Origin of the sequence: Geobacillus sp. YHL (assembly GCF_022341265.1) — a bacterium.
Lineage (GTDB): Bacteria > Bacillota > Bacilli > Bacillales > Anoxybacillaceae > Geobacillus > Geobacillus thermoleovorans.
In genome coordinates, this window is sequence record NZ_JAEIGB010000027.1 from 1 (window position 1) to 20,722 (window position 20,722).

Below are 20,722 nucleotides of genomic sequence, written 5' to 3' on the forward strand. Positions count from 1 at the left end.
CAAGATGAGGGATGAGAGTCCGAAAGCGCTTACGATATTAATTCCTGAAAATGGTTCGCTAACTAGTGATTGACAACGCCCGTAGTGAACCGAAAAAACGTTCTCCACAAAGTCTTGACTGACTCACAGCTCATAAACTTGTTGCGCATCAAACGATTCTTGTGGTAAATTGGTCAGTAAGATGTGATATTTCTTTTGTTCAAGGGTTTGGCGTGACAGCGCCTTCCCTTTCTTTTTTTCCTTTTTCCGCACGTACGCCAGCCGTTTTTCCCATTCTTCCGCTGTGAGACGGCGAAAAATCAGACGCGGAACATACAGGCGTTGGTGTCCGATATACACGTGTTCCACTTCCACGGCTTCCCCCTCGCCCAATCGATTTCCTATCGATTCCCAATCCCATTCGTGCCACTCCCCGTCCTGTTTGATATAGACTTTGATATCGGAACGCAACCGGGTAATATAATAAGCACCTCGAGCATCGATCTCCGCCAGCGTGGCGAGTGAAAAAAACCCCAGATCCCGAATGCAAAGGTCATTCGGTAAAATCGTGTGCTGGGTATGATAAGCAAAGCGGGCATCGGAATCATTGGCCTGTTGGACGCACAGCTGAAGACAGGTGCCCGATAACAGCTCATACTCAAATTGGATTTTGGCGCCAGATGAAACCGAACCTTGATAGTCCTCACCATAGTCGGTCGGAAGTAAAAAACTGGTAGAGTCTAAGATCCGCAGACGGGTGAAACAAGCGCGATACGTTTCGGTGATGGAAGAGAGTGCCGGACGTTGATGCATCAGGAGAGTAAAAAAGACCTCTTTTAAAAACGCCACGGCACGAGGCGTAAACCGCTGATTCAGTCCTTCATTCGAGAGAGAGCAATCATGCCAGAGCGCCAAATCGGCACACAACCGCTGAAGCGACTGACAGGCGAGCGATCCGTCTCCCCAAGCACATAGCGTCAGAAAGGCTTCCGCTGTTAATGAACGCTGCCGCTGAATGAATCCGACTTTCCGTGCCAGACGGGTCAGTTCTTCAGAGGAGAAGAGTTGACGAATCGTTTTTATCCATGCCTTCATCTTTTTTGCCATCAAAAAACAATCCTTTCCAACGATGATTTTCGTTAGAAAGGATACCATGTTTTTGGCGCTGAAAAAAGATCAAATTCTTAACTTGATGGCTATGGTACGTAACCCCCTATGTATAGTTGGCCCCTATGCCCCCGCGCATCGGTGCAACCGTAGCTGCACCGATGCGCCGATGCATATGGGCATAAAAAACAGCCCCTTTTCGGGACTTAGTTTGGCATTTTTGATTTCAGATTCAAGATTTCTTTTTCATGATCGATCAGTTTGTCAAACATCACATCGGATCGGCGCTGCAAGTGCGAGACGGTGACATCGACGGATTTCCTTATATTCGTTACATCGTTCAAAATGAGGGCTTGATTGTGTTTGGAAATGCGCAGCTCTTCGAGGATTCGCTCTTGCATCTGCTTCATGCCGGCCATCTCGTGTTCTACTATTTGTTGGCCTTCTTGCAACTGGATAATGTCTTTTTGAATTTGGGAAACCGTCGTTTCCAATGTCCGTTGACCTTCTTGCAGTTGGGTGACTTCCTTCTGAAGCTGGGATACATCTTGCTGCAGCTGCGATACGTCTTGACGAATGTGCCCGACTGCGCCTTCCAACCGTTCGAGCCTGTCGTGGACTGGTTTCAGTTCTTCTTGCAAGACGGAACGAAGCAATTCTTTCAGCTCTTGGCTCATGGCTTCACCTCCTTGACGCCATTATAGCATGGCGCGGCAGGGAAACGTTACAACGTGTATTCTCCTTGTCCGGAGTCATTCAGTGGAATGCGTTGATGAGGAACTTCATGCCCCAAAATGACAAGGCTTGGATCATCCCAGTCCGCATACGGCGGCTTCTTCACAGGTTTGCCCACCGGCTGCCGAAACAAAGCTGGATCTGGCGAGTTTTTCGATAAATGGTCATCCTGGTAGGCCGTGTATACACATATTTTTGAAAAAGGCGGAAGATCCAAAAGCCCTCGTAACATATAGGCATGAAGCATGCCTCCTTCAAACTGCTGTTTCGCCTTTTCCCAACTCTTCACTCTTACTGTTTTTTTACATTCAAAAATGTGCAGTTCCCAACATTGCTTCTCTCTTCTGACAAAGACGATGCCATCGGGTGTGTTTTTGGTTCGAAGATAAGGGAATCCGTTGTTAGGCTTGATCGAAAACACTACGGCTTCGTTGGAACAGTGGAGCGTTACTTGTGCTTCTCCCGATTTTTCCTGCTCGATCACATATAACGTTCCGCCTGTTTCCCCCGTTTTCTCATAAAAGCTTCGCTCAAGGTATTCGAGGTTATTCATCCTCTCCATCCTCTTCCCCGATCTGGAATGCATACGTCTCTTCATTCAACTGCCAAATGACTTCATTGAACGTTTCCGCCGGAAAGCCGTTTTCGGTCGGAATGAGCGGCGTGATGATCGTGTCTTGGCCTTGCATGCGGAACTGGTACGCCCTCACCTTTTTCGGATCAATCGCGTCCTCATCGACATAGCCATACGTTTTCATCAACTGTTCTCTCTTTGGATGCTGGTGAAGTTTGATCAAATTGTTCACCTGTTGGAACAAAATATCGCTATGGGTGGTCAACCACACCGGCATGCCTCGGTTGGCCAACTTGACAAGCGCTGTCGCTAATATGCGCTGGACGCGTGGATGCAGATGCGCTTCTGCTTCTTCAAAAAAGAGTGAACGGTACGTTGCTTTTGATTTTAAAAACAAAATGAGCGGCGACAGTTCAGTTACAAGCGACGATGTGACGTATAACGGCAAGCGCTCTTGTTTGCCTTGTGGGCAATAGTAGAACGATGGAATCGGTCCTTTTTCTTGGTCCATGGTTCCGTTGGCAATCTCGGTTTCAATAAATCGTCCGATGTCCGCATATTTCGACTGTCCGCTTTCCTCCAAACGCAACAACGCTTGCAAGAATCGATAGACAGGCAACGTGAAGTCAAGGGATGGTTCCTCATGTTCTTCGTTGATCATCCGTTCCATCATCTCTTGCACCAGCGCCTTGTAAGACAACATGAACCCTGTTCTCGAAGCGGGCAAATACAGCGCTTCGCCAATGGCCCGCCCTTGGATGCCGCCTTGTCTGGATGGTGGGTAAAACGGCGATGTAAGTCCATCCATCAGCAAATTCCACGTAATGTATTGAGCCATGCGATACCGCTCTGTCGCTTGTCCCTTGCTTCGATCCGTATACGGGATGCGAATATAGTGTTTCCCCGTCGAAAAACGAGCGCCTTGGAGCGAATCTTTCTTTTCAAAGATGATTCGCAGCGGTTCAGAACGGCGGTACCGCTCGATGCTTAACGAACCGATCGGGATTTTGCGCCGAAAAATCGTTCTAACCAACTCGCTTTTTTTGTTTCTGAGAACATCATTAAACCATTGGACAAACAGTTGCGCTTCACGGTCTTGGATGAGGCAGTCATCGCCGATAGACGATTCAAGAAAGCGATCGATTTCCTTGTACGTGGACGTGTTCGGAGGGTCTTTTGGAAACAGCTTGCGCCCCTCGGACAACACCCCCCAAAGAAGCGACATCAGATAGCTTTTCCCACTGTTGTTGTCGCCGACAAACAACATCAACGGGGCAATATCGATTTCCCCCTGTTTGATCTTTCCAAATCGCTCAACCTTTAACGCCCAAGTTTGTTCCATGCGCGTATCGCCTCTTTTCACAGATTACGGATCCTCTATCTTTCTATTATAAACGATACGCCTGACTCATAATCACTGAATTAGATAAAAACGAGTGAAAAATCGGGCATCTAACCCGCCCTCACGCCACACCCTCGACGACGGGCGTCTAAGGTGCCGGGACCGTCATCGTCCCCACCCACGGCATGGCCGAGTGCCTCCGTTGATAACGGTAAGGAGACATCACCGAACGAAACGGCATCAACGAAGAAAACGGCCTGTCTTTAAGACAAAGAAGCCGCCGCTATGAATCTCTTGCCGCGCGAGCCAAACTGTCTTAAAGAAAGAGCCGCCGCTATTGGATGCCGGTCGACATCATCCTGAATCGTTCTACAAGAAACAAGCCATGTTTCGACAACGAATGGGCAAAAGAAAAGAAGTATTTCTAAATTATTTTATATCATACTGCCAACTATTTCTAAAAGAGGCCAAGGAACTTTTTCTTTTTCACCCGCTGTGGTTCGTCGCGGAACACGGCTTGGCCGCGAACGAGCAGCTCGGCGTTCTCTTGGAAGTAGTACACCATGTCTGTCCCGTATTCTTTCCGGATCACCTCGTACGCCTCGCGGAGGCGAAACGGCCGCGTTTTCGTGTTGTGGGCGTCCGAGGCGATGAAATGGGCCAAGTTCGCTTCGATCAGCTGAAACGAGAACGTTTTGATTTTCTTGCCGAAATGGCCCGTAATGCTTGATGCCGTCAGCTGGGCCAAGGCGCCGCGTTTGACGAGCTGGTAGAGCCGCTCGGGGGTTTCGATGATCTCGGCGTTTCGCTCCGGATGGGCGATGATCGGGATAAACCCTTTCACTTGGGCATCAAAGAGGAGTTGCTCCGCATACTTCGGCACATGATCGGGCGGAAATTCGATCAACATGTATGATGTATCGGCAAGCGTCATCACCTCGCCTCGGGCAAGGCCGTCAAGCAAGTCGCCGTGGATGCGCACTTCTTGGCCTGGAAACACGTTCAAGGCGATGCCGCGCCGTTTCAATTCGTCATTTAGTTCCGCCGCCAAGGAAAGGACGGCTGGTCTTGGGTTGTCATACGTTCCATTTCGATGATGGGGAGTGGCAATGATCGTTGTAATCCCCTCCTTGGCTGCGGCTTGCGCCATGGCGATGGCGTTCTCCATCGCCGCCGCTCCGTCGTCAACGCCAGGCAAAATATGGCTGTGAATGTCGATCATCGTCCACTCCTCCTTTTTTCGCTCTATTAAACATCTATTATGGTAACAAACATAGGAAAAACCTATTAAACATCTATTATGGTAACATAGGAAAAACAGGCTATCAATGGGTGAGGTTTGTCGAACATTGTCGAAATGGAAGGCAAATTCCACCGATTAGGGGGCAAGCTGGAACGCCCGCCAATGCGGCTGTCAGTTGTCTTCTTTTCGAAAACGGTCTATAATCGAAATGGTATGCACGAAAATTTCTGAATGGAAAAGGAAGAGTGCCCATGAGAGCAGAACGTCGAAAAAAGAAGAAAACATGGCTCCGCTGGGTGACGGGATTGCTCGTCGTGTTATTCGCTGGAGCAGGAATATTCGCCTATTCCATTTATCATCATGTGAAACAGACGGCGAACCAAATGCACGAGAACGTCAACTGGAAGTCGGAGAAGCGGAAAGAAGACGTTTCGTTTGAACGGAAAACGCCGATTTCCATTTTGTTGATCGGCGTTGATGAACGCAAAGGGGATCGCGGGCGCGCGGATACGCTGATTGTGATGACGGTGAATCCGAACAAGCAGTCGATTGACATGGTAAGCGTGCCGCGCGATACGAGAACGGAGATTATCGGAAAAGGGACGAAAGATAAAATCAACCACTCGTACGCCTTTGGCGGAGTGGAGATGACGATGGCGACGGTGGAACACTTTTTAGATATTCCCATTGACTACTACATTAAGGTCAACATGGAAAGCTTCCGCGACATCGTCGATGCGGTCGGCGGAGTGACGGTGAACAACCCGTTCGCTTTTACGTATGAAGGAACGCACTTCCCGAAAGGCGAGATTACGTTGAACGGGGACGAAGCGCTGAAATACTCCCGCATGCGGAAAGAGGACCCGCGCGGCGATTTCGGGCGCCAGGACCGGCAAAAGCAGATCATTCAAGCGATTATTGAGAAAGGCGCCAGCTTCTCGTCGCTCACGAATTACAGCGATGTACTCGCAGCGATCGGGAAAAACGTGAAAACGAACTTGACGTTTGAGGAAATGAAAGAGATTCAAGCGAATTACAAAGACGCCCGCAAGCAAATTAAGCAGCTGCATATTACGGGACAAGGGACGAAAATCAATGGCATTTATTACTTGATCGTGCCAGAGAGCGAACGTCTGGCGATTTCGAATGAGTTGAAAGAGCATCTGGAGCTGAAAGCGACGGCGGCGAAGTAAATGAGACGCGCACCTTAAGAGGTGCGCGTTTTCATTGGGCAATGAAGTGCTTGGTGAGCTTTGTTCGGATCGTCCGATACCGTTCCGCGATGGGCGATTTTGGGTTGTCGACGGTGATCAGCTTCCGTTTCGCTTTTGTATCGTGCTTTCCTGTTTTACGAACCTATGGTTTCACCTCTTATTTACGGAATGGCGGCTTGGTGTTTCATGTTTTGATTTAAATCCACCACGATCATGCTGACAGCACCGAGCACCGTCAGTGTACTATAATCTGACAGAAATCGTTCCTAATTTCCACCAATCAAAAAAGCTGCCTGTTCGGCAGCTTCCATGCGGTTATTCGTCTTTATTGTCTTTGTCATTTGCATCCCGCGGATCTTCAATCGGGTCTTCGCGGTCCGGAACCGTATCGCGCTCATCGTCGCCCGGTCCGTTGTTCGTGTCGTCTCCCGGCGGGAGTTGATTGTTTTGGTTGTCGTTCAAATCGGTATCGCGGTTGTCCGGGATGCCGTCATTGTCTTTGTCGTTGTCGACGTCATCGTTTTGGTTGATGTCATCAGCCGGGTTTACGTCTTGGTCGTTGACATCGTTTTGATTGTTGTTCGGCGGCGGCGGATTGTTGTTGTCGCGGTTCATATTGCATCCAGCCGCTAAAAAGAGGGCGACAAGGGCGCTGAACAACCGGATCAGCAACGCTTTTTTCTTCATCCTATCTGCTCCTTTCTATTGGTTGTGGTGACCTTATGTAAGGCCGGTCCTTGTTTATCTTTCCCAGAAAGAAACTTTTCATTCGCACGCTATATAGCGCAGCCGACAAAAAAACGCGCTCCCCGAAGGAACGCGTTTTGTTCAGTCAGCTCGTTTGTCGCCAAGAGCGAACATCAACTCCGTTTCGCAGACAAGCTCGCCGTCGACGGTGGCGATGCCTTTGCCTTTGCCGATGGCGCCGCGGGCGCGGAGAATTTCGACTTCCAGGCGAATTTGGTCGCCTGGTTTGACTTGCCGCTTAAAGCGGCAGTTGTCGATGCCGGCGAAAAAGGCGAGGCGGCCCCGGTTTTCCTCGCTCTGCAGGAGGACGACGGCGCCGACTTGGGCGAGCGCTTCGACGATCAACACGCCAGGCATGACCGGGTATTCGGGGAAGTGGCCGGCGAAATAGGCTTCGTTGGCGCTGACGTTTTTGATGCCGACGGCGCGCTTGCCTTCTTCGATTTCGACGATGCGGTCAACAAGCAAAAACGGATAGCGGTGCGGGATGATGGACTGGATTTGCTGGATGTCAAGCATGGAAACACTCCTTTTCGTTATCATCAAAACGGCGTTGCCGCGACAGCCTCTTATGCCCCTTTTTCGACAAAGTCGAGGATGTGCTGCCACGTCGACGGGCGGAACACGTCAAGCCACGCCCCGTCGCCGATGGCGCTGTAGCCGACGACCGCCCCGGCGGCGAGGCTTATGGCCATCAACGCGGCGACGATGATGAGCCGAAGCCAGATCGGGATGAGTCGAGTGCGGACAAACCGGCGCGGCGCGGCCGCCTCTCCTTCCGGCGGAAGGGATTGGGCTTGTGGCTCGGCGGGAGCCGGCGGGCTCTTTCTTACTCGGCCTTTCCGCCTCGCCATCCGAGAAGACTGCGCGTGCATAGGTTCTTGATGCCTCTTGTCATTCATCGCGATCCTCCTTATGAGGAGCGCATGCCGTTAATCAGCCCGAGCATTTGTTCCGAGATGGAAATGGCGCGGGCGTTCAGCTGATACGCTCGGCTTGTCGCCATCAGGCCGACCATTTCCTCGCCAAGGTCGACGTTCGCTTGTTCGAGCGCGCCTTGCTTGATGCTGATTTGGCCGCGCAAGTTGCCGTTCAGTTCTTCGGCCGCGCCTGGGACATTGGGAAGCGCATAGATGCCGCCGCCGCGGGCTTCCAGAAGCTGCGGGCGGCGAATCATAGTGACGCCCAAATTGACGCGGGCGACGACGCGTCCGTCGGCATTGGTTGCCGTCAACGTCCCAGTCGGGGACATCTGCACGTCATGCGCATCGGCGGGAAGCATAATCGGTGCGTTTCTTTCATCAAGGACAAACAGGCCGTCGCTTGTCGTCAAAGCAAGCTGGCCATTCACCGGTGCAAGCGAAAAGTTGCCAGCGCGGGTGTAGCCGATCGTTTCCGCGCCATTTTGATCGGCCAGACGGACGCGGAACCATTGGTTTTCGGCCGTCAAGGCAAAATCCAAGCGGCGGTCGGTTTCCACCAGCGCGCCTTGCTTGGTGATGAGCATCGTCGAAGCGAGGCGCGCCCCATTGCCATAGCGCACGCCCGCCGGCGTTTGCCGGGGCGCTTCGTCGTTCGGCAGGCGGTCGACTTGTTGGGTCAAGAGCTCGGCAAAGCTCGCTTCGCGCCGTTTAAAGCCGACGGTGTTGCTGTTGGCGATGTTATGGCTTAATGTATCAAGCCGCTGCTGCAATGCATTCATCGTGTTGGCGGCAGTGAGCATCGAACGAAGCACGGGCTTGTCCCCCTTTTGTCATCATTTCAGGCGGCCGACTTCGTTGACGGCCTTGTCCAAGCTGCGGTCGTACGCTTGGACGATTTTTTGGTTCGCTTCAAACGTGCGGTAGGCAGCGAGCAAATCCGTCATCGTCCGCTCGACATCGACGTTCGACCGCTCAAGAAAGCGCTGTTTCACCGTATACGTCACATTGCCCGGCGCCTGCGGCAATGGCCCTGTCGTGCTGCGGAATAAGCCGTTTCCTTCCTTGACCAACATTTGCGGATTGGCGGCGAACACGACGCCAAGACGGGCGGCCGTCCCATTCTCATCGATGATCGTTCCGTCGTCGCGGACGGCAAACCGCTCGCTTGAGAGCGGAATGCGCTCACCGTTGGCATCAAGTACATACCAGCCCTCTTGCGTCGTCAAGTAGCCGTCCGGGCTCAAGGTGAAATGACCGTTTCTTGTGTAGCGGACCTCCCCTTGACCGTTGGCGACGGCAAAAAACAGTGCGCCTCGCTGGCCGCTCGTCCGGTCGATGGGGACTTGTCCGTCCACAAGGGCGATATCGGTCGCCAAGCCGGTTTCTTTCACATCCCCTTGGCGGAAGTTCGGGATGAGTTCTTGCATATAGACGCCCGTAACGAGCGGCCCAATGACGGTTTGCGTCGGGATGGCGCGCCTTGAGGCGGTCGGGATCGGTTGATCCTCGAGGCGGCTCATCAACAGTTCCGGAAACGCTCTCATCGCGGCCGCATCGGCTTTGTATCCCGGCGTTTCGGCGTTCGCCAAATTGTTCGTCAACCAATCCACGCGCCGCTCTTGCGCCAACATGCCGCTCGCGGCGGTGTACAACCCTCTCAACATGACCAGCACCTCGCTTGTCCGATCGATCAGAAAAAGCCGCGGCCGCTCTTTGGGCAGCGGCAGATGGGGTGTTCCCTATGGTCAAGCGGGCGGCGCGTTGCCCTGCCGCTCCGCTCCTTTCCATTCCATACTTTCATTATAAGCGGGCAAAGGCAGCCGCGGCATCCCCCGCCATTCCTTTTTTGCCCGCCTCGCTTGTCCCGGCGGCGGTTGTATCCATTTTTCACGCCATGAGAAAAACGTCCTTCCAAAGCGGTCTGCGCCTGAATGACGCAAAAGGTTGACTCTATAAGGTTGATCCAGATGAACCATCTCTTGGCCAAAGGGCATGACGGCTTTGTGACATACTCCCACCACCTACGCTTCGCTTAGAGGTGGGGGCTTCTCGGGTAATCCCATCTCATGATGGGAAGTTGACCGAGCGATCCCCGTGTGTCCCACGGTTTTACTAAAATTCACTTTCGACTTTCACTTCGTTTAGAAGTGGGAGACTTCTTTCGGAAAGATGTTAAATCAATTGCGATTTCGGCGCGCGGTCGATGTTCTCAAGCATCAGCCCGGTGCCAAGAGCGACGCAGTCCATCGGATTCTCCGCGACAAACACCGGAAGCTTCAGCTCTTCGGCAAGCAGCAAATCGATGCCATGAAGCAATGCGCCGCCGCCCGTTAAAATGACGCCGCGGTCGATGATGTCCGCCGACAATTCTGGCGGCGTGCGCTCGAGCACGCTTTTGGCGGCTTGTACAATCAACGACACCGGCTCGCGAAGCGCCCGTTCGATCTCCTCCGATCGAACGGTGATCGTGCGCGGCAGTCCGGTGACGAGATCGCGGCCGCGGACGTCGATTTCTTCGGACCGTGCGCCTGGGAATACCGTTGCGACCTTAATCTTGATTTCCTCGGCCGTTCGCTCCCCAATGAGCAGCTTATATTCGCGCTTGATGTAGTTTAAAATCTCCATATCAAACTTGTCCCCGGCCATTTTAATGGAAGAGGCGGTGACGATGTCTCCCATCGAGAGAACCGCGACGTCAGTCGTGCCACCGCCAATATCAACGACCATGTTTCCGCACGGCTGAAAAATGTCCATTCCGGCGCCAATGGCTGCGACTTTCGGCTCTTCCTCCAAGTACACTTTTTTGCCGCCGCTTTTTTCCGCTGCCTCTTTGATCGCTTTCCGTTCCACGGATGTTGTGTTCGTCGGGCAACAAATCAAAATGCGCGGTTTGGCGAAAAAGCCTTTTAGGTCGAGCTTGCTTAAGAAATGCTTCAGCATCGCTTCGGTAATGTCAAAATCCGCGATGACGCCGTCTTTGAGCGGCCGAATGGCAACAATATTCCCAGGAGTACGTCCGACCATTCGTCGTGCTTCTTCGCCCACTGCCAGCACTTTGTTCGTGTGTTTATCGATCGCCACGACGGACGGCTCATTGAGCACGATGCCTTTGCCTTTGACGAAAATGAGGACGTTCGCCGTGCCTAGGTCAATGCCGATGTCTCGTGAAAACATATGACTTGCTCCTCCTTGCCTCTGCCCTAAAATCATTCCTAATTGTTTATTCTACCATATTTGCCTCCCGGAATGATACTGCAAACGGCAGATGGCAAGGAAAAAGTCAGTTGTTTTTCACCGTCTGCTTTTTATACTTTTTCTTCGTTGCTTCCCCGCCGCGCAAATGGCGGATCGATTTATGGTAATCGAGAATTTGTTTGACTTCTTGGGCCAGTTCCGGGTTGATTTCCGGCAGCCGCTCGGTCAAGTCTTTATGCACGGTGCTTTTGGATACGCCAAATTCTTTCGCAATGACGCGAACGGTTTTCCTCGTCTCCACGATATACTTGCCAATCTTGATCGTACGCTCTTTGATGTAATCGTGCACACCACTCGCCCTCCCTAGGTTGGATGTGAGAAGTGAGAAGTGTGAAATGAGACTCGTCTTGCCACTGATGAGCGCCGCTTTCGTTGGATGTCTTAGAAGCGTCTTCATCGCGTCGCTTGCCGGTTGTGAACGATCCCCACCTCAACCACTCTCATTGCTGTTCAATTTGTAACATTTTATTAGACAAATCGGGCATATATACCAGAAATATCAAGGCGGACAACGGTTTTTTCACAATTTTTTTGCGGTTTGTAACGGAGAGAAAATGGGAAACGACTATAATAGAAAAGTCAAAGGAGGAGCGAGAATGGGAAACGGAAAGACGATCGGCATCATTGCGGCGCTCGTGGGAGCAGCAGCGGCGAGTGCGTTGTTCATGTACACAAACAGCAGTGATCAACCGCAGGCGAAAGACGATTTGCTTGGCCCCGCTCCGGCCGGCAAACCAGCGCCCGCGGGCGGAAAAGGCATCATCGCCGGGACGCTGGAGCCGTCGCTCACGTACGAAAGGCAAAACGATGCTTACGTGTTTACGTTTACGGTCAAAAACCAAACCGAACGCGTGCAAACGGTGACGTTTACGAGCTCGAAAAAGTATGACTACGTTTTATACCGCGATGGACAAAAGGTGAAGCAGTTCAGCGAAGGGAAGATGTTTGCGCAAATTTATGAGGAACGGCCGTTAAAACAGGGGGAAGAGCTGTCGTTTCAGGAAACGTTCCGCGGTCTAGAGCCGGGGACGTATACGCTTGAGTGGTGGCTCGCTGATCCAAACTGGCCGAACGCGCGGGCGAAGGCGACATTTACGGTCGAGTGAAGGCGCTGCCGGTTTGCCTTCGCGGCTGTTGCCGCGCTCGCCATCCGGCGTCTAAATTAGGAAAACGCTCCTGTCCCGAGCGCTTTTTGCGGCCTTTTCCAACAGGAATTTCTGCATCGATGTTCTTTTTTGCCCGCGCTGCCACAAAAAGAGGGATGCTCACCCATGGATGAAGCATCCCGTTGCAGCGCCGAAAAGATTTTCCCTGCATTACGACAAAAAGAAAGCCCCATACACAAGCGCCAAGACGATGACGTACGCTGGGTGGATGCGCCATTTGCCCAGCAGCAAAAAAGCGCTCGCGGCGGTGAGAAACGCCGTTTGGCCGAGCCCGGCCCCTTCGTACGATTCGCGGAAAAGATCGATCGCCATAATCCCGAGCATCACGGCGATCGCTGGGCGGATGTAGGCGGTGAGCCGCTTCACTTGCGGCGCGTCTTTCCATTTGTACAAGAGCCCAAGCAGCGCCAACAGCAAAACGAGCGACGGAGCGACGCTGGCAAACACTCCGATGGCAGCGCCAAGGACGCCGGCTTGTTCGTATCCGATATAACCTGCCATTTTCGTCGCAATGGGGCCGGGAAGAGAGTTGCCAAGCGCCAGCACCTCGCTGAATTCGTTGACCGTCATCCAGCCGTAGCGGTCAACGACCTCGTGCTCGATGAGTGGGATGGAAGCCGGGCCGCCGCCGTAGCCGAGAATGCCGGGCCAAAAAAAGGCGAGAAACAGCTGCCAGTAGATCATGACGACGCCCTCCTTTCTCCGCCTTTGTCTCTATCCACCGCCTTCGGCTTGCTTCGGCCGACAAACGCGGCCGCAAGCAACACTGCGACCACAAGCGCCGGATGAAGGCCGAGCCACTGCAAGGCCAAAAAGCAGGCAAGAAGGAGCAGGGCGGCCGGCCGCCAGCCGAGGGCGGCGCGCGCCTGTTTGGCGAACTGCCACGTCATCTCGGCGAGCATGACGGCCACGACCGGCACGACCGCTTTGGTCATCCCAGCGACCCATGGTGTGTCTTTAAACGAGGATAAGGCGGCCAACAGCACGATCATCAACACGACCGTCGGGGCGGTCGTCGCCAACACGGCGTTCACTAAGCCGAGCGCGCCGCCGACACGGTAGCCGATATAACCGGCAAGCTTCGTGGCGATCGGGCCGGGCAAAGCATTGGCGATGGCCAGAATTTCAGCGAATTCTTCATCCGCCATCCAGCGGTATTTCGCCACCACTTCAGCGCGCACAAGCGGGATCGAAGACGGGCCGCCCCCATATCCAAGCATGCCGACGCGGAAAAAGGCGAGAAACAAATGCCATTGGTTCATTGGTGTCCTTCCTTTATCGCTAGTTTCACCAAGCGACGACCGCCCCGTCCGTGCGCGGCTCCGTCCCGGCGGCAAGCACGCCGGTGTCAGGATCGCGCCAAATGATTTGTCCGCGGCCGAACGGACCTCCGTCTAAGGCAAAGCGAATGTCATGCCCTTTGCGGGCGAGCGCTTCGGCGATATGGCGCGGGAAGTGGGGCTCCACCAACACCGTTTTTCCTTCCACCCACTGCCAACGTGGCGCATCGAGCGCCGCTTGCGGGTTCAAGTCAAAATCGATGGTGTTCATGATCACTTGCAGATGCCCTTGCGGCTGCATAAATCCCCCCATGACGCCGAACGGACCGACCGGCGCACCCCCTTTGGTCAAAAAGCCAGGGATGATCGTATGATACGGCTTTTTCCGCGGCGCCAGCCCGTTCGGATGGCGTTCATCGAAGACAAAGTTATGGCCGCGGTTGTGCAGGGCGATGCCGGTGCCTGGGACGACGAGGCCGGAGCCAAAGCCCATGTAGTTGCTTTGAATATAGGACACCATATTCCCTTCGCCGTCGGCGGCGGCCAAATAGACCGTTCCGCCTTTTGGCGGCGTCCCCGGCTCCGGCGTCAGCGCCTCCTCGCCGATTTGCGCCCGGCGCATCGCGGCAAACGACTCCGACAACAGCTCGTCTGGGCTGCAGCTCATATAGCGGCAGTCGGCGATGTACGCTTTCCCATCGGCAAAGGCCAGCTTCATCGCCTCGATTTGCCGGTGGTGCGTCTCGACATCCGGGACGCTTGGCACGTCAAACCCGCTCATGATGTTGAGCGCCATCAACGCGACAAGCCCCTGCCCGTTCGGCGGAATTTCCCACACTTCATAGCCGCGGTAGGAGACGGAGATCGGCTCGACCCATTCCGGTTCGTACTCGGCGAGGTCGTCCGCCGCCAAAAAGCCGCCGTATTGCTTCGAGAAGGCCGCGATTTTTTCCGCCAGCTCGCCGCGGTAAAAGCTTTCCGCTTCCGTTTCGGCAATGGAGCGCAGCGTCGCCGCATGGTCCGGAGACGCCCACACTTCGCCGATCTTCGGCGCGCGGCCGCCCGGCGCAAACGTCGCAAACCACGAGGCGAACTCCGGCCCGTTCAGCGATTCTTTGTACACCCGATAAGCGTTCGCCCAGTATTTGCCCAGCACCGGCGATACTGGGTAGCCGTTCTCTGCATAGGCGATCGCCGGAGCGAGCGTTTCGGCAAGCGGCAGGCGGCCAAAGCGCTTCGCCAGCGCCGCCCACGCCGCCGGCGCCCCCGGAACGGTCACCGGAGCAAAGCCGTATTTCGGCATCTCTGTATAGCCGCGCTCTTTGAGCGCTCCAATCGAGATCGATTTCGGCGCATAGCCGCTCGCATTCAGCCCGTACAGTTTCCCATTCGTCCAGACGAGAGCGAACGCATCGCCGCCGATGCCGTTCGATGTCGGCTCAACGACCGTTAAACAGGCGGCCGCGGCGATCGCCGCATCAATGGCATTGCCGCCTTTTTTCAACACATCAAGCCCCGCTTGCGCCGCGAGCGGCTGCGATGTCGCCACAACGCCGTTTTTGGCGAACACCGTCACTCGCTGCGATGGGTATGGATGGTATAAGTAGTCCATGGCAGTTCCTCCTTACTTCACTTCATGGCAAGCGACAAAATGACCTGGAGCCGCTTCTTTCCACTCCGGTCGCTCTTGTTTGCATCGTTCGGTAGCCACCGGACAGCGCGTATGGAATGGGCAGCCTTTGGGCGGATTGGCCGGGTTCGGCAAATCCCCTTCAAGACGAATGCGTTCCCGCTTTGCGCCCGGTTTCGGCCGTGGAATGGCAGACAATAATGCTTTCGTATACGGGTGCAGCGGATTGGCGTACAGCTCTCGCGACGGCGCAAGTTCGACGGCATGGCCCAAATACATGACAAGCACCCGGTCGCAAAAATGACGAACGACCCCTAAATCGTGGGAGATGAACAAATACGTCAGCTCATGTTTTTCTTGAATGTCTTTTAACAGTTTAATGATTTGTGCTTGAACCGATACGTCCAAAGCGGAAACAGCCTCGTCGCAAATGACGAGCGACGGGTTCAAGGCGATCGCCCGGGCGATGCCGATCCGCTGCCGCTGTCCGCCGCTGAATTCATGCGGGTATCGGTCGTAATGCTCGGGACGGAGCCCGACTTCTTGAAGCAAATGCAATACCCGCTCTTCGCGTTCGGCCTTTGTCATGTTCGTATGGATGATAAACGCTTCCTCCAAGGCATGTCCGATGCGTTGGCGAGGGTTGAGAGACGCATACGGATCTTGAAACACCATCTGCATCTCTTTTTTCCACTTTTTGCGTTGCCGTTCCGGCAAACGGCTGATCTCTTCCCCCCGAAAGAAGATGGCGCCCCCCGTCGCCTCTTCAAGGCCAAGAATCGTCCGGCCAAGGGTCGATTTTCCACACCCTGACTCGCCGACGATGCCAATGCTTTCCCCGGCAAATACATCAAGGGAAACGTTCTCCACTGCTTTGACGTAGCCTTGGATGCGTCGCAACACTCCCCCTCTGATCGGGTAATATTTTTTAACGTTTTCCAACTTAAGAAGTGGCTGCTTGGACTGGCTCATGGCTGTGAGCACCCTCCTCTAGCCAGCAACGGACAGAATGGTTGTTGCTGATTTTTCTCTCCAGCGGCGGCGCCGTGCGGCATCGGTCGGTCGCAAACGGACAGCGCGGGTGGAAGCGGCAACCGTCAATTTGTTCATTTAAACTGGGTAACGTCCCCGGAATCGGTTCGAGCGAATACTCCTCATCATCCACGCTTGGCACGGATTTCAACAACCCTTTTGTGTACGGATGGCGCGGGTTGGCGAAAATACTTTCGACATCGCCTTCTTCCACTTTCTCACCAGCATACATGACCATCACTCGATCCGCCATTTCCGCGACCACGCCCATGTCATGAGTGATCAAAATGACGGCCATATTCAATTTTTGTTTCAACTCATTGATCAAATCCAAAATTTGTGCCTGAATGGTCACATCCAAAGCAGTTGTCGGTTCATCCGCAATGAGCAAGCTCGGATGACAGGCAAGCGCCATGGCGATCATGACACGTTGCCTCATCCCGCCGCTCAACTCATGCGGGTATTGTTTCATCCGCTTTTCCGGAAATGGGATGCCGACTTGCTTGAGCAGCTCAATGCTTTGTTCGTGCGCTTCCCGTTTTGACAGTCTTTTATGAAGCATCAATGGCTCACGAAGTTGATAACCAACTGTAAACACAGGGTTGAGCGCTGTCATTGGTTCTTGGAAAATCATCGAGATTTCATTGCCGCGAATGCGGCGCAACTCTTCTTTCGGCAATTTCACCAAGTCGCGTCCTGCAAACTCAATCGATCCGCTCTCAATCTTCCCGTTGTTGGGAAGCAACCCCATAATCGACAGCGAGGTGATGCTTTTCCCGCACCCTGATTCGCCGACAATGCAGAGTGTTTCTCCTTTGCGGACGGAAAAAGAAACCCCCCGCACGGCGGAGATTTTTCCCTCCGCCGTGCTGAAGGTCGTGACAAGGTTCTCGACACGCAACAATGTTTCAGCCATGCTATCCCCTACTCTCTATGAACGTGATAGAGCGACCATTGTCCTGTCGGATCGATCTCCAATCCTTTCACCGATTGATCAACAGCCGCCGTCACGACGCCATGGTTCATGACAACAACGGCAGCATCTTTCAACAAGAATTCATTCGCTTTTTTCAACTTTTGTTTCCGCACTTCTGGATCGATCGTCGTACGTGATTCTTCGACAAGTTTGTCAAAGGTTGGGTTGCTGTAGAATGTACGGTTCGATACACCTGCGTTTTTTGAATGGAAGTTTGGATAGAACAGCTCGCTGCCATCTGCCGTACTATTGGTCCACCCAAGGAATGTGATATCGTATTTTCCTTGCTTTGTCGCGTCAAGGAAGGTGCCCCATTCCATCGATTCAATTTCAGCGTTAATGCCGACTTCTTTCAATTGCGCTTGGACGATCTCAGCCATTTTCATATAGCTTGCTGTGTTGGCGACGAGAATTGTAATTTTTGTGCCTTTATATCCGTGTTTCTCGATTAATTGTTTTGCTTTTTCCGGATCGTAGCTGTAAGCGACGTTTTCCGACGCTTCATCATAGCCGAACACTTTCGGACCGATGACGCTGTTTGATTTCACCCCAAGCCCTTTCAGCTGCTGGATATACTCATCTTTGTTGATCGCATAGGAAACCGCTTGACGGAAGGCAAGCTCGTTCATCGGTTTCTTTTTCATATTAAAGCCTAAATAGTAGACTGGTGTGCCTTCCTTTTTGATCAGCTGAACATTTTTCATCGATTCGACGCGGGACAACTGTTCAGCCGGGATATTGTCGATAAATTGCACATCGCCCGTTTGCAGCATCGAAATCGCCGTCGTCACTTCCGGAACAACTTTGAACGTCACTTTTTCCAACTTCGGCGCCCCTTGCCAATAGTCATCGTTTTTCTCTAATGTCACATGGTCGCCCGGCACCCATTCAACAAATTTAAACGGGCCAGTGCCGACCGGCTGTTTCATTAAATCTTGTTTTTGATCAGCCGTCGGACTGACAATGGAAGCGTTCGTATGCGACAAGGCCGCCAACATCGGACCATACGGGTATTTCGTTTTGATCACTACCGTGTAATCATCTTTCACTTCCACCGATTCGACCGGTTCAAGAAGCGATGCCCTTGGCGCCGCTGTCTTCGGGTCTCTTAGTTTATCAAACGTATACTTGACCGCTTCCGCATTAAAGTCGGTGCCGTCATGGAATTTAATTCCTTTTTTCAATTTGATGACCCACGTCTTATCATCCGGAGTTTCATACGATTCCGCCAAATGCGGCTTGATTTCCATCGTCTCCGGATCACGGACGAACAACGTTTCATACACTTGCTCGATAACGGCAGACGAGACGGAATCGTTCGTTAGAATCGGCGAAAGGCCAACGACGTCAGATGTCGTCGCATACGTCAATTCCTGGGCGACGGTTCCTTTCCCTTGCGAACTGGACGAGGCGTTGTTAGAAGCGGATTTGCCTCCGCATCCAGCCAGTGCTCCAGAAATGGCAAGCATGAGAACAAGCAAGACGTAAGACCAATACTTCTTTTTCACTGTTCCTTCCCTCCAAAACGGTTTATTTATTTATGTTTGATTAATTGATATCCATGTTCGGATCCAGCGCATCGCGCAATCCGTCGCCAACGACGTTAAAAGCGAAAACGACGAGCATAATCGCGATGCCCGGGACGATCGTCATATGCGGCGACGTCCACATAAACGCTTGTCCGGCGGCGATCATCGCCCCCCACTCCGGCGTCGGCGGCTGAGCGCCCAATCCTAAGTAGCTGAGCGAGGCGGTCGACAAAATGGCAGTCGCCATGCGCATCGTCGCAAACACAATGATCGGCGCCAGGCAGTTCGGCAAAATATGCTTGATGATGATGCGGGTGTTGCTGGCTCCAAGCGCTTTCATCGCCAAAATATACTCGCGATTTTTCACCGACAAGACGCTGCCGCGGACGATGCGGGCGCACGTCGGGATCGACCAAATGCTGATGGCGATCGCCACATTGATGAGGCCCGTCCCTAAAATCGCGATGATCAGCATCGCAAGCAAAATGCCCGGAAACGCAAAAAGCAAGTCGACAATCCGCATAATCAGCCCGTCAAGCCTTTTGTAATAGCCTGCCAGCAATCCGAGCGCCACCCCGCCGATCAGTCCCAAGCTGACGGACACAATGCCGACAACGAGCGAAATGCGGGCGCCATAGACGATGCGGCTCCAAATATCCCGTCCGTAGTTATCGGTCCCGAGCCAATGGCCGTCGGAGAAGACAGGCAGCTCGGCAGCCGCCAAGTTTTGCTTGACCGGATCATGGGTGGCCAGCCACGGGGCAAAAATGGCCATCAGCACTTGAATGACGATGATGATCAGCCCGACGACTGCCAGTTTATTTTTCAGCAGCCGCCTGATCGTGGTGACATACATTTTTTCTTTCTTGCGCTGAAGCCCGGCAGATGCCCGGCCGGTTTGAACCGCTGCACCCGTTTCCATCGGTTTCCCCCTCTCTATCCTTCGTTTAATCGTAACTAATGCGCGGATCAATCAATGTATAGATGATGTCAACAATCAAGTTGACTAAAACAAACAACGTAGCGACAAGCAGAACGGAGCCTTGCACCATCGGGAAGTCCCGGGCGGCAATGGCTTGCACCATCAGGCGGCCGACGCCGTTAATGGCAAAAACCTGTTCGGTGATGATCGTGCCGCCGAGCAAAAAGCCAAAGTTTAGACCAATAACAGTAATGACTGGAATCATGGCGTTGCGCAAGGCATGCACCCAAATGACCGTCCGCTCTCTTAAGCCTTTGGCCCGTGCTGTCCGAATAAAGTCGGCTCGGATGACCTCGAGCATCGACGAACGGCTCATTCTCGCAATCATCGCCGCTGACCCGGTCCCGAGCGTAATGGCCGGCAGCACCAGCTGCTTCAACCCTTCTGCCGTATAAAACGGCTGATCCAGCCCGCCGACTGGAAGCAACTGCAAGTTGACCGCGAAAATTAAAATGAGTACGGTGCCAAGCCAAAAGTTCGGGATCGAAATGCCTGCCAAAGCAAAGACGGTGCTGGAGACGTCAAACCATGAATTTTGCCGGATGGCAGAAATAATGCCGGCAACGACACCAATGATTACCGCCACAATAATGCTGGCAATGGCTAGCTTAAGCGTGTTCGGAAACCGCGTCATGATCGCTTCCCACACCGGCTGCTTCGTTTGGTACGAATAACCAAGATCGCCATGGAGCACCCCGCTTATGTAACGGCCATACTGGACAAGGAACGGGTCGTTAAGCCCTAAATCTTCGCGGATGGCGTCGATGTCTGACTGTGATGCGGTCGGGCCAGCAATGATCGTTGCTGGGTCCCCCGGAGCGATATACATGCTCGTAAAGACAAGGAACGAGATACCGACCAATAGGAGGATAAGCTGAAAAAATCTTCTGACAATCATCCCTGCCATCATACTCACTCCTTTCCGTTGTTTATATAAAAGAGAATTTTATATTCATTTGTTAATTAAAACCAAATTGATATTTAACAAAGTTAATTTTTATTTCGTTT

The 20,722-nt window shown here is 53.1% G+C and carries 22 protein-coding genes; 2 read left to right on the plus strand and 20 right to left on the minus strand.

The features are described from left to right. Positions 1–123 precede the first annotated feature (123 nt). From JCR24_RS15845 to JCR24_RS15865, 5 genes are all read right to left on the minus strand, one after another. On the minus strand, positions 124–1,086 hold the full coding sequence (locus JCR24_RS15845; protein WP_238980980.1) for an IS4 family transposase: 963 nt from the start codon (positions 1,084–1,086) through the stop codon (positions 124–126). A 206-nt stretch (positions 1,087–1,292) separates the two neighbouring features. Beyond that, a complete protein-coding gene (locus JCR24_RS15850) occupies positions 1,293–1,763 on the minus strand; it encodes a hypothetical protein (protein WP_238980981.1) in 471 nt (156 codons plus the stop codon). A 47-nt stretch (positions 1,764–1,810) separates the two neighbouring features. Further along, positions 1,811–2,374 (minus strand): hypothetical protein, encoded by a 564-nt coding sequence (locus JCR24_RS15855; RefSeq protein ID WP_013146577.1) that lies wholly within the window; start codon positions 2,372–2,374, stop codon positions 1,811–1,813. After that, complete coding sequence (locus tag JCR24_RS15860) at positions 2,367–3,737, minus strand: AAA family ATPase (RefSeq protein WP_020756702.1); 1,371 nt, start codon at positions 3,735–3,737, stop codon at positions 2,367–2,369. Before JCR24_RS15860 ends, JCR24_RS15855 begins: the two co-directional genes overlap by 8 nt. A gap of 457 nt (positions 3,738–4,194) precedes the next feature. Further along, positions 4,195–4,959, minus strand: coding sequence for a tyrosine-protein phosphatase (locus JCR24_RS15865; protein ID WP_238980982.1), 765 nt, complete (start codon positions 4,957–4,959; stop codon positions 4,195–4,197). Between the two features lie 272 nt (positions 4,960–5,231). Here JCR24_RS15865 and tagU point away from each other — a divergent pair, with 272 nt between their 5' ends. Further along, entirely contained in the window at positions 5,232–6,173 is a 942-nt protein-coding gene (gene tagU / locus JCR24_RS15870) for a polyisoprenyl-teichoic acid--peptidoglycan teichoic acid transferase TagU (protein WP_238980983.1), read from the plus strand. Positions 6,174–6,509: 336 nt separating this feature from the next. Here the strand turns inward: tagU and JCR24_RS15875 are convergent, their stop codons facing one another. The 7 genes from JCR24_RS15875 to spoIIID form a co-directional block, all read right to left on the minus strand. Then, positions 6,510–6,881 (minus strand): hypothetical protein, encoded by a 372-nt coding sequence (locus JCR24_RS15875; RefSeq protein ID WP_238980984.1) that lies wholly within the window; start codon positions 6,879–6,881, stop codon positions 6,510–6,512. 141 nt (positions 6,882–7,022) lie between these two features. Continuing rightward, the gene (gene fabZ, locus JCR24_RS15880) at positions 7,023–7,460 is read right to left on the minus strand and encodes a 3-hydroxyacyl-ACP dehydratase FabZ (RefSeq protein WP_238980985.1); all 438 of its coding nucleotides are present in this window, start codon (positions 7,458–7,460) and stop codon (positions 7,023–7,025) included. Between the two features lie 50 nt (positions 7,461–7,510). Next, entirely contained in the window at positions 7,511–7,843 is a 333-nt protein-coding gene (locus tag JCR24_RS15885) for a DNA-directed RNA polymerase subunit beta (RefSeq protein WP_238980986.1), read from the minus strand. 11 nt (positions 7,844–7,854) lie between these two features. Then, entirely contained in the window at positions 7,855–8,676 is an 822-nt protein-coding gene (locus JCR24_RS15890; RefSeq protein WP_238980987.1) for a flagellar hook-basal body protein, read from the minus strand. A gap of 21 nt (positions 8,677–8,697) precedes the next feature. Then, positions 8,698–9,528 (minus strand): flagellar hook-basal body protein, encoded by an 831-nt coding sequence (locus JCR24_RS15895; RefSeq protein ID WP_238980988.1) that lies wholly within the window; start codon positions 9,526–9,528, stop codon positions 8,698–8,700. Positions 9,529–10,036: 508 nt separating this feature from the next. Next, positions 10,037–11,038, minus strand: coding sequence for a rod shape-determining protein (gene mreB, locus JCR24_RS15900; RefSeq protein WP_238980989.1), 1,002 nt, complete (start codon positions 11,036–11,038; stop codon positions 10,037–10,039). Between the two features lie 106 nt (positions 11,039–11,144). Then, positions 11,145–11,408 carry a sporulation transcriptional regulator SpoIIID gene (gene spoIIID, locus JCR24_RS15905; protein WP_011232801.1) on the minus strand — a complete coding sequence of 88 codons (264 nt, stop codon included), beginning with the start codon at positions 11,406–11,408 and terminating at the stop codon, positions 11,145–11,147. A 307-nt stretch (positions 11,409–11,715) separates the two neighbouring features. Between spoIIID and JCR24_RS15910 the strand changes: the two genes are divergently transcribed. Then, entirely contained in the window at positions 11,716–12,225 is a 510-nt protein-coding gene (locus JCR24_RS15910) for a BsuPI-related putative proteinase inhibitor (RefSeq protein WP_238980990.1), read from the plus strand. A gap of 210 nt (positions 12,226–12,435) precedes the next feature. Here JCR24_RS15910 and JCR24_RS15915 read toward each other — a convergent pair whose 3' ends face one another. From JCR24_RS15915 to nikB, 8 genes are read right to left on the minus strand one after another with little or no spacing between them, the layout of a single operon-like run. After that, positions 12,436–12,969, minus strand: a complete 534-nt coding sequence (locus JCR24_RS15915) for a chromate transporter (protein WP_011232803.1) — start codon at positions 12,967–12,969, stop codon at positions 12,436–12,438. Next, positions 12,966–13,547, minus strand: a complete 582-nt coding sequence (locus JCR24_RS15920) for a chromate transporter (RefSeq protein ID WP_011232804.1) — start codon at positions 13,545–13,547, stop codon at positions 12,966–12,968. Before JCR24_RS15920 ends, JCR24_RS15915 begins: the two co-directional genes overlap by 4 nt. 25 nt (positions 13,548–13,572) lie before the next feature. After that, positions 13,573–15,177: a gamma-glutamyltransferase family protein gene (locus JCR24_RS15925; protein ID WP_238980991.1), complete on the minus strand. Its 1,605-nt coding sequence runs from the start codon at positions 15,175–15,177 to the stop codon at positions 13,573–13,575. Positions 15,178–15,189: 12 nt separating this feature from the next. Next, a complete protein-coding gene (locus tag JCR24_RS15930) occupies positions 15,190–16,167 on the minus strand; it encodes an ABC transporter ATP-binding protein (RefSeq protein ID WP_238980992.1) in 978 nt (325 codons plus the stop codon). Continuing rightward, entirely contained in the window at positions 16,139–17,143 is a 1,005-nt protein-coding gene (locus JCR24_RS15935) for an ABC transporter ATP-binding protein (RefSeq protein ID WP_238980993.1), read from the minus strand. Before JCR24_RS15935 ends, JCR24_RS15930 begins: the two co-directional genes overlap by 29 nt. A gap of 8 nt (positions 17,144–17,151) precedes the next feature. Then, positions 17,152–18,711, minus strand: a complete 1,560-nt coding sequence (locus tag JCR24_RS15940) for a glutathione ABC transporter substrate-binding protein (protein ID WP_015376047.1) — start codon at positions 18,709–18,711, stop codon at positions 17,152–17,154. A 40-nt stretch (positions 18,712–18,751) separates the two neighbouring features. Further along, entirely contained in the window at positions 18,752–19,654 is a 903-nt protein-coding gene (locus tag JCR24_RS15945) for an ABC transporter permease (protein WP_238980994.1), read from the minus strand. A 25-nt stretch (positions 19,655–19,679) separates the two neighbouring features. After that, positions 19,680–20,621 (minus strand): nickel ABC transporter permease, encoded by a 942-nt coding sequence (gene nikB, locus JCR24_RS15950; protein WP_238980995.1) that lies wholly within the window; start codon positions 20,619–20,621, stop codon positions 19,680–19,682. Between the last annotated feature and the right edge of the window lie 101 nt (positions 20,622–20,722).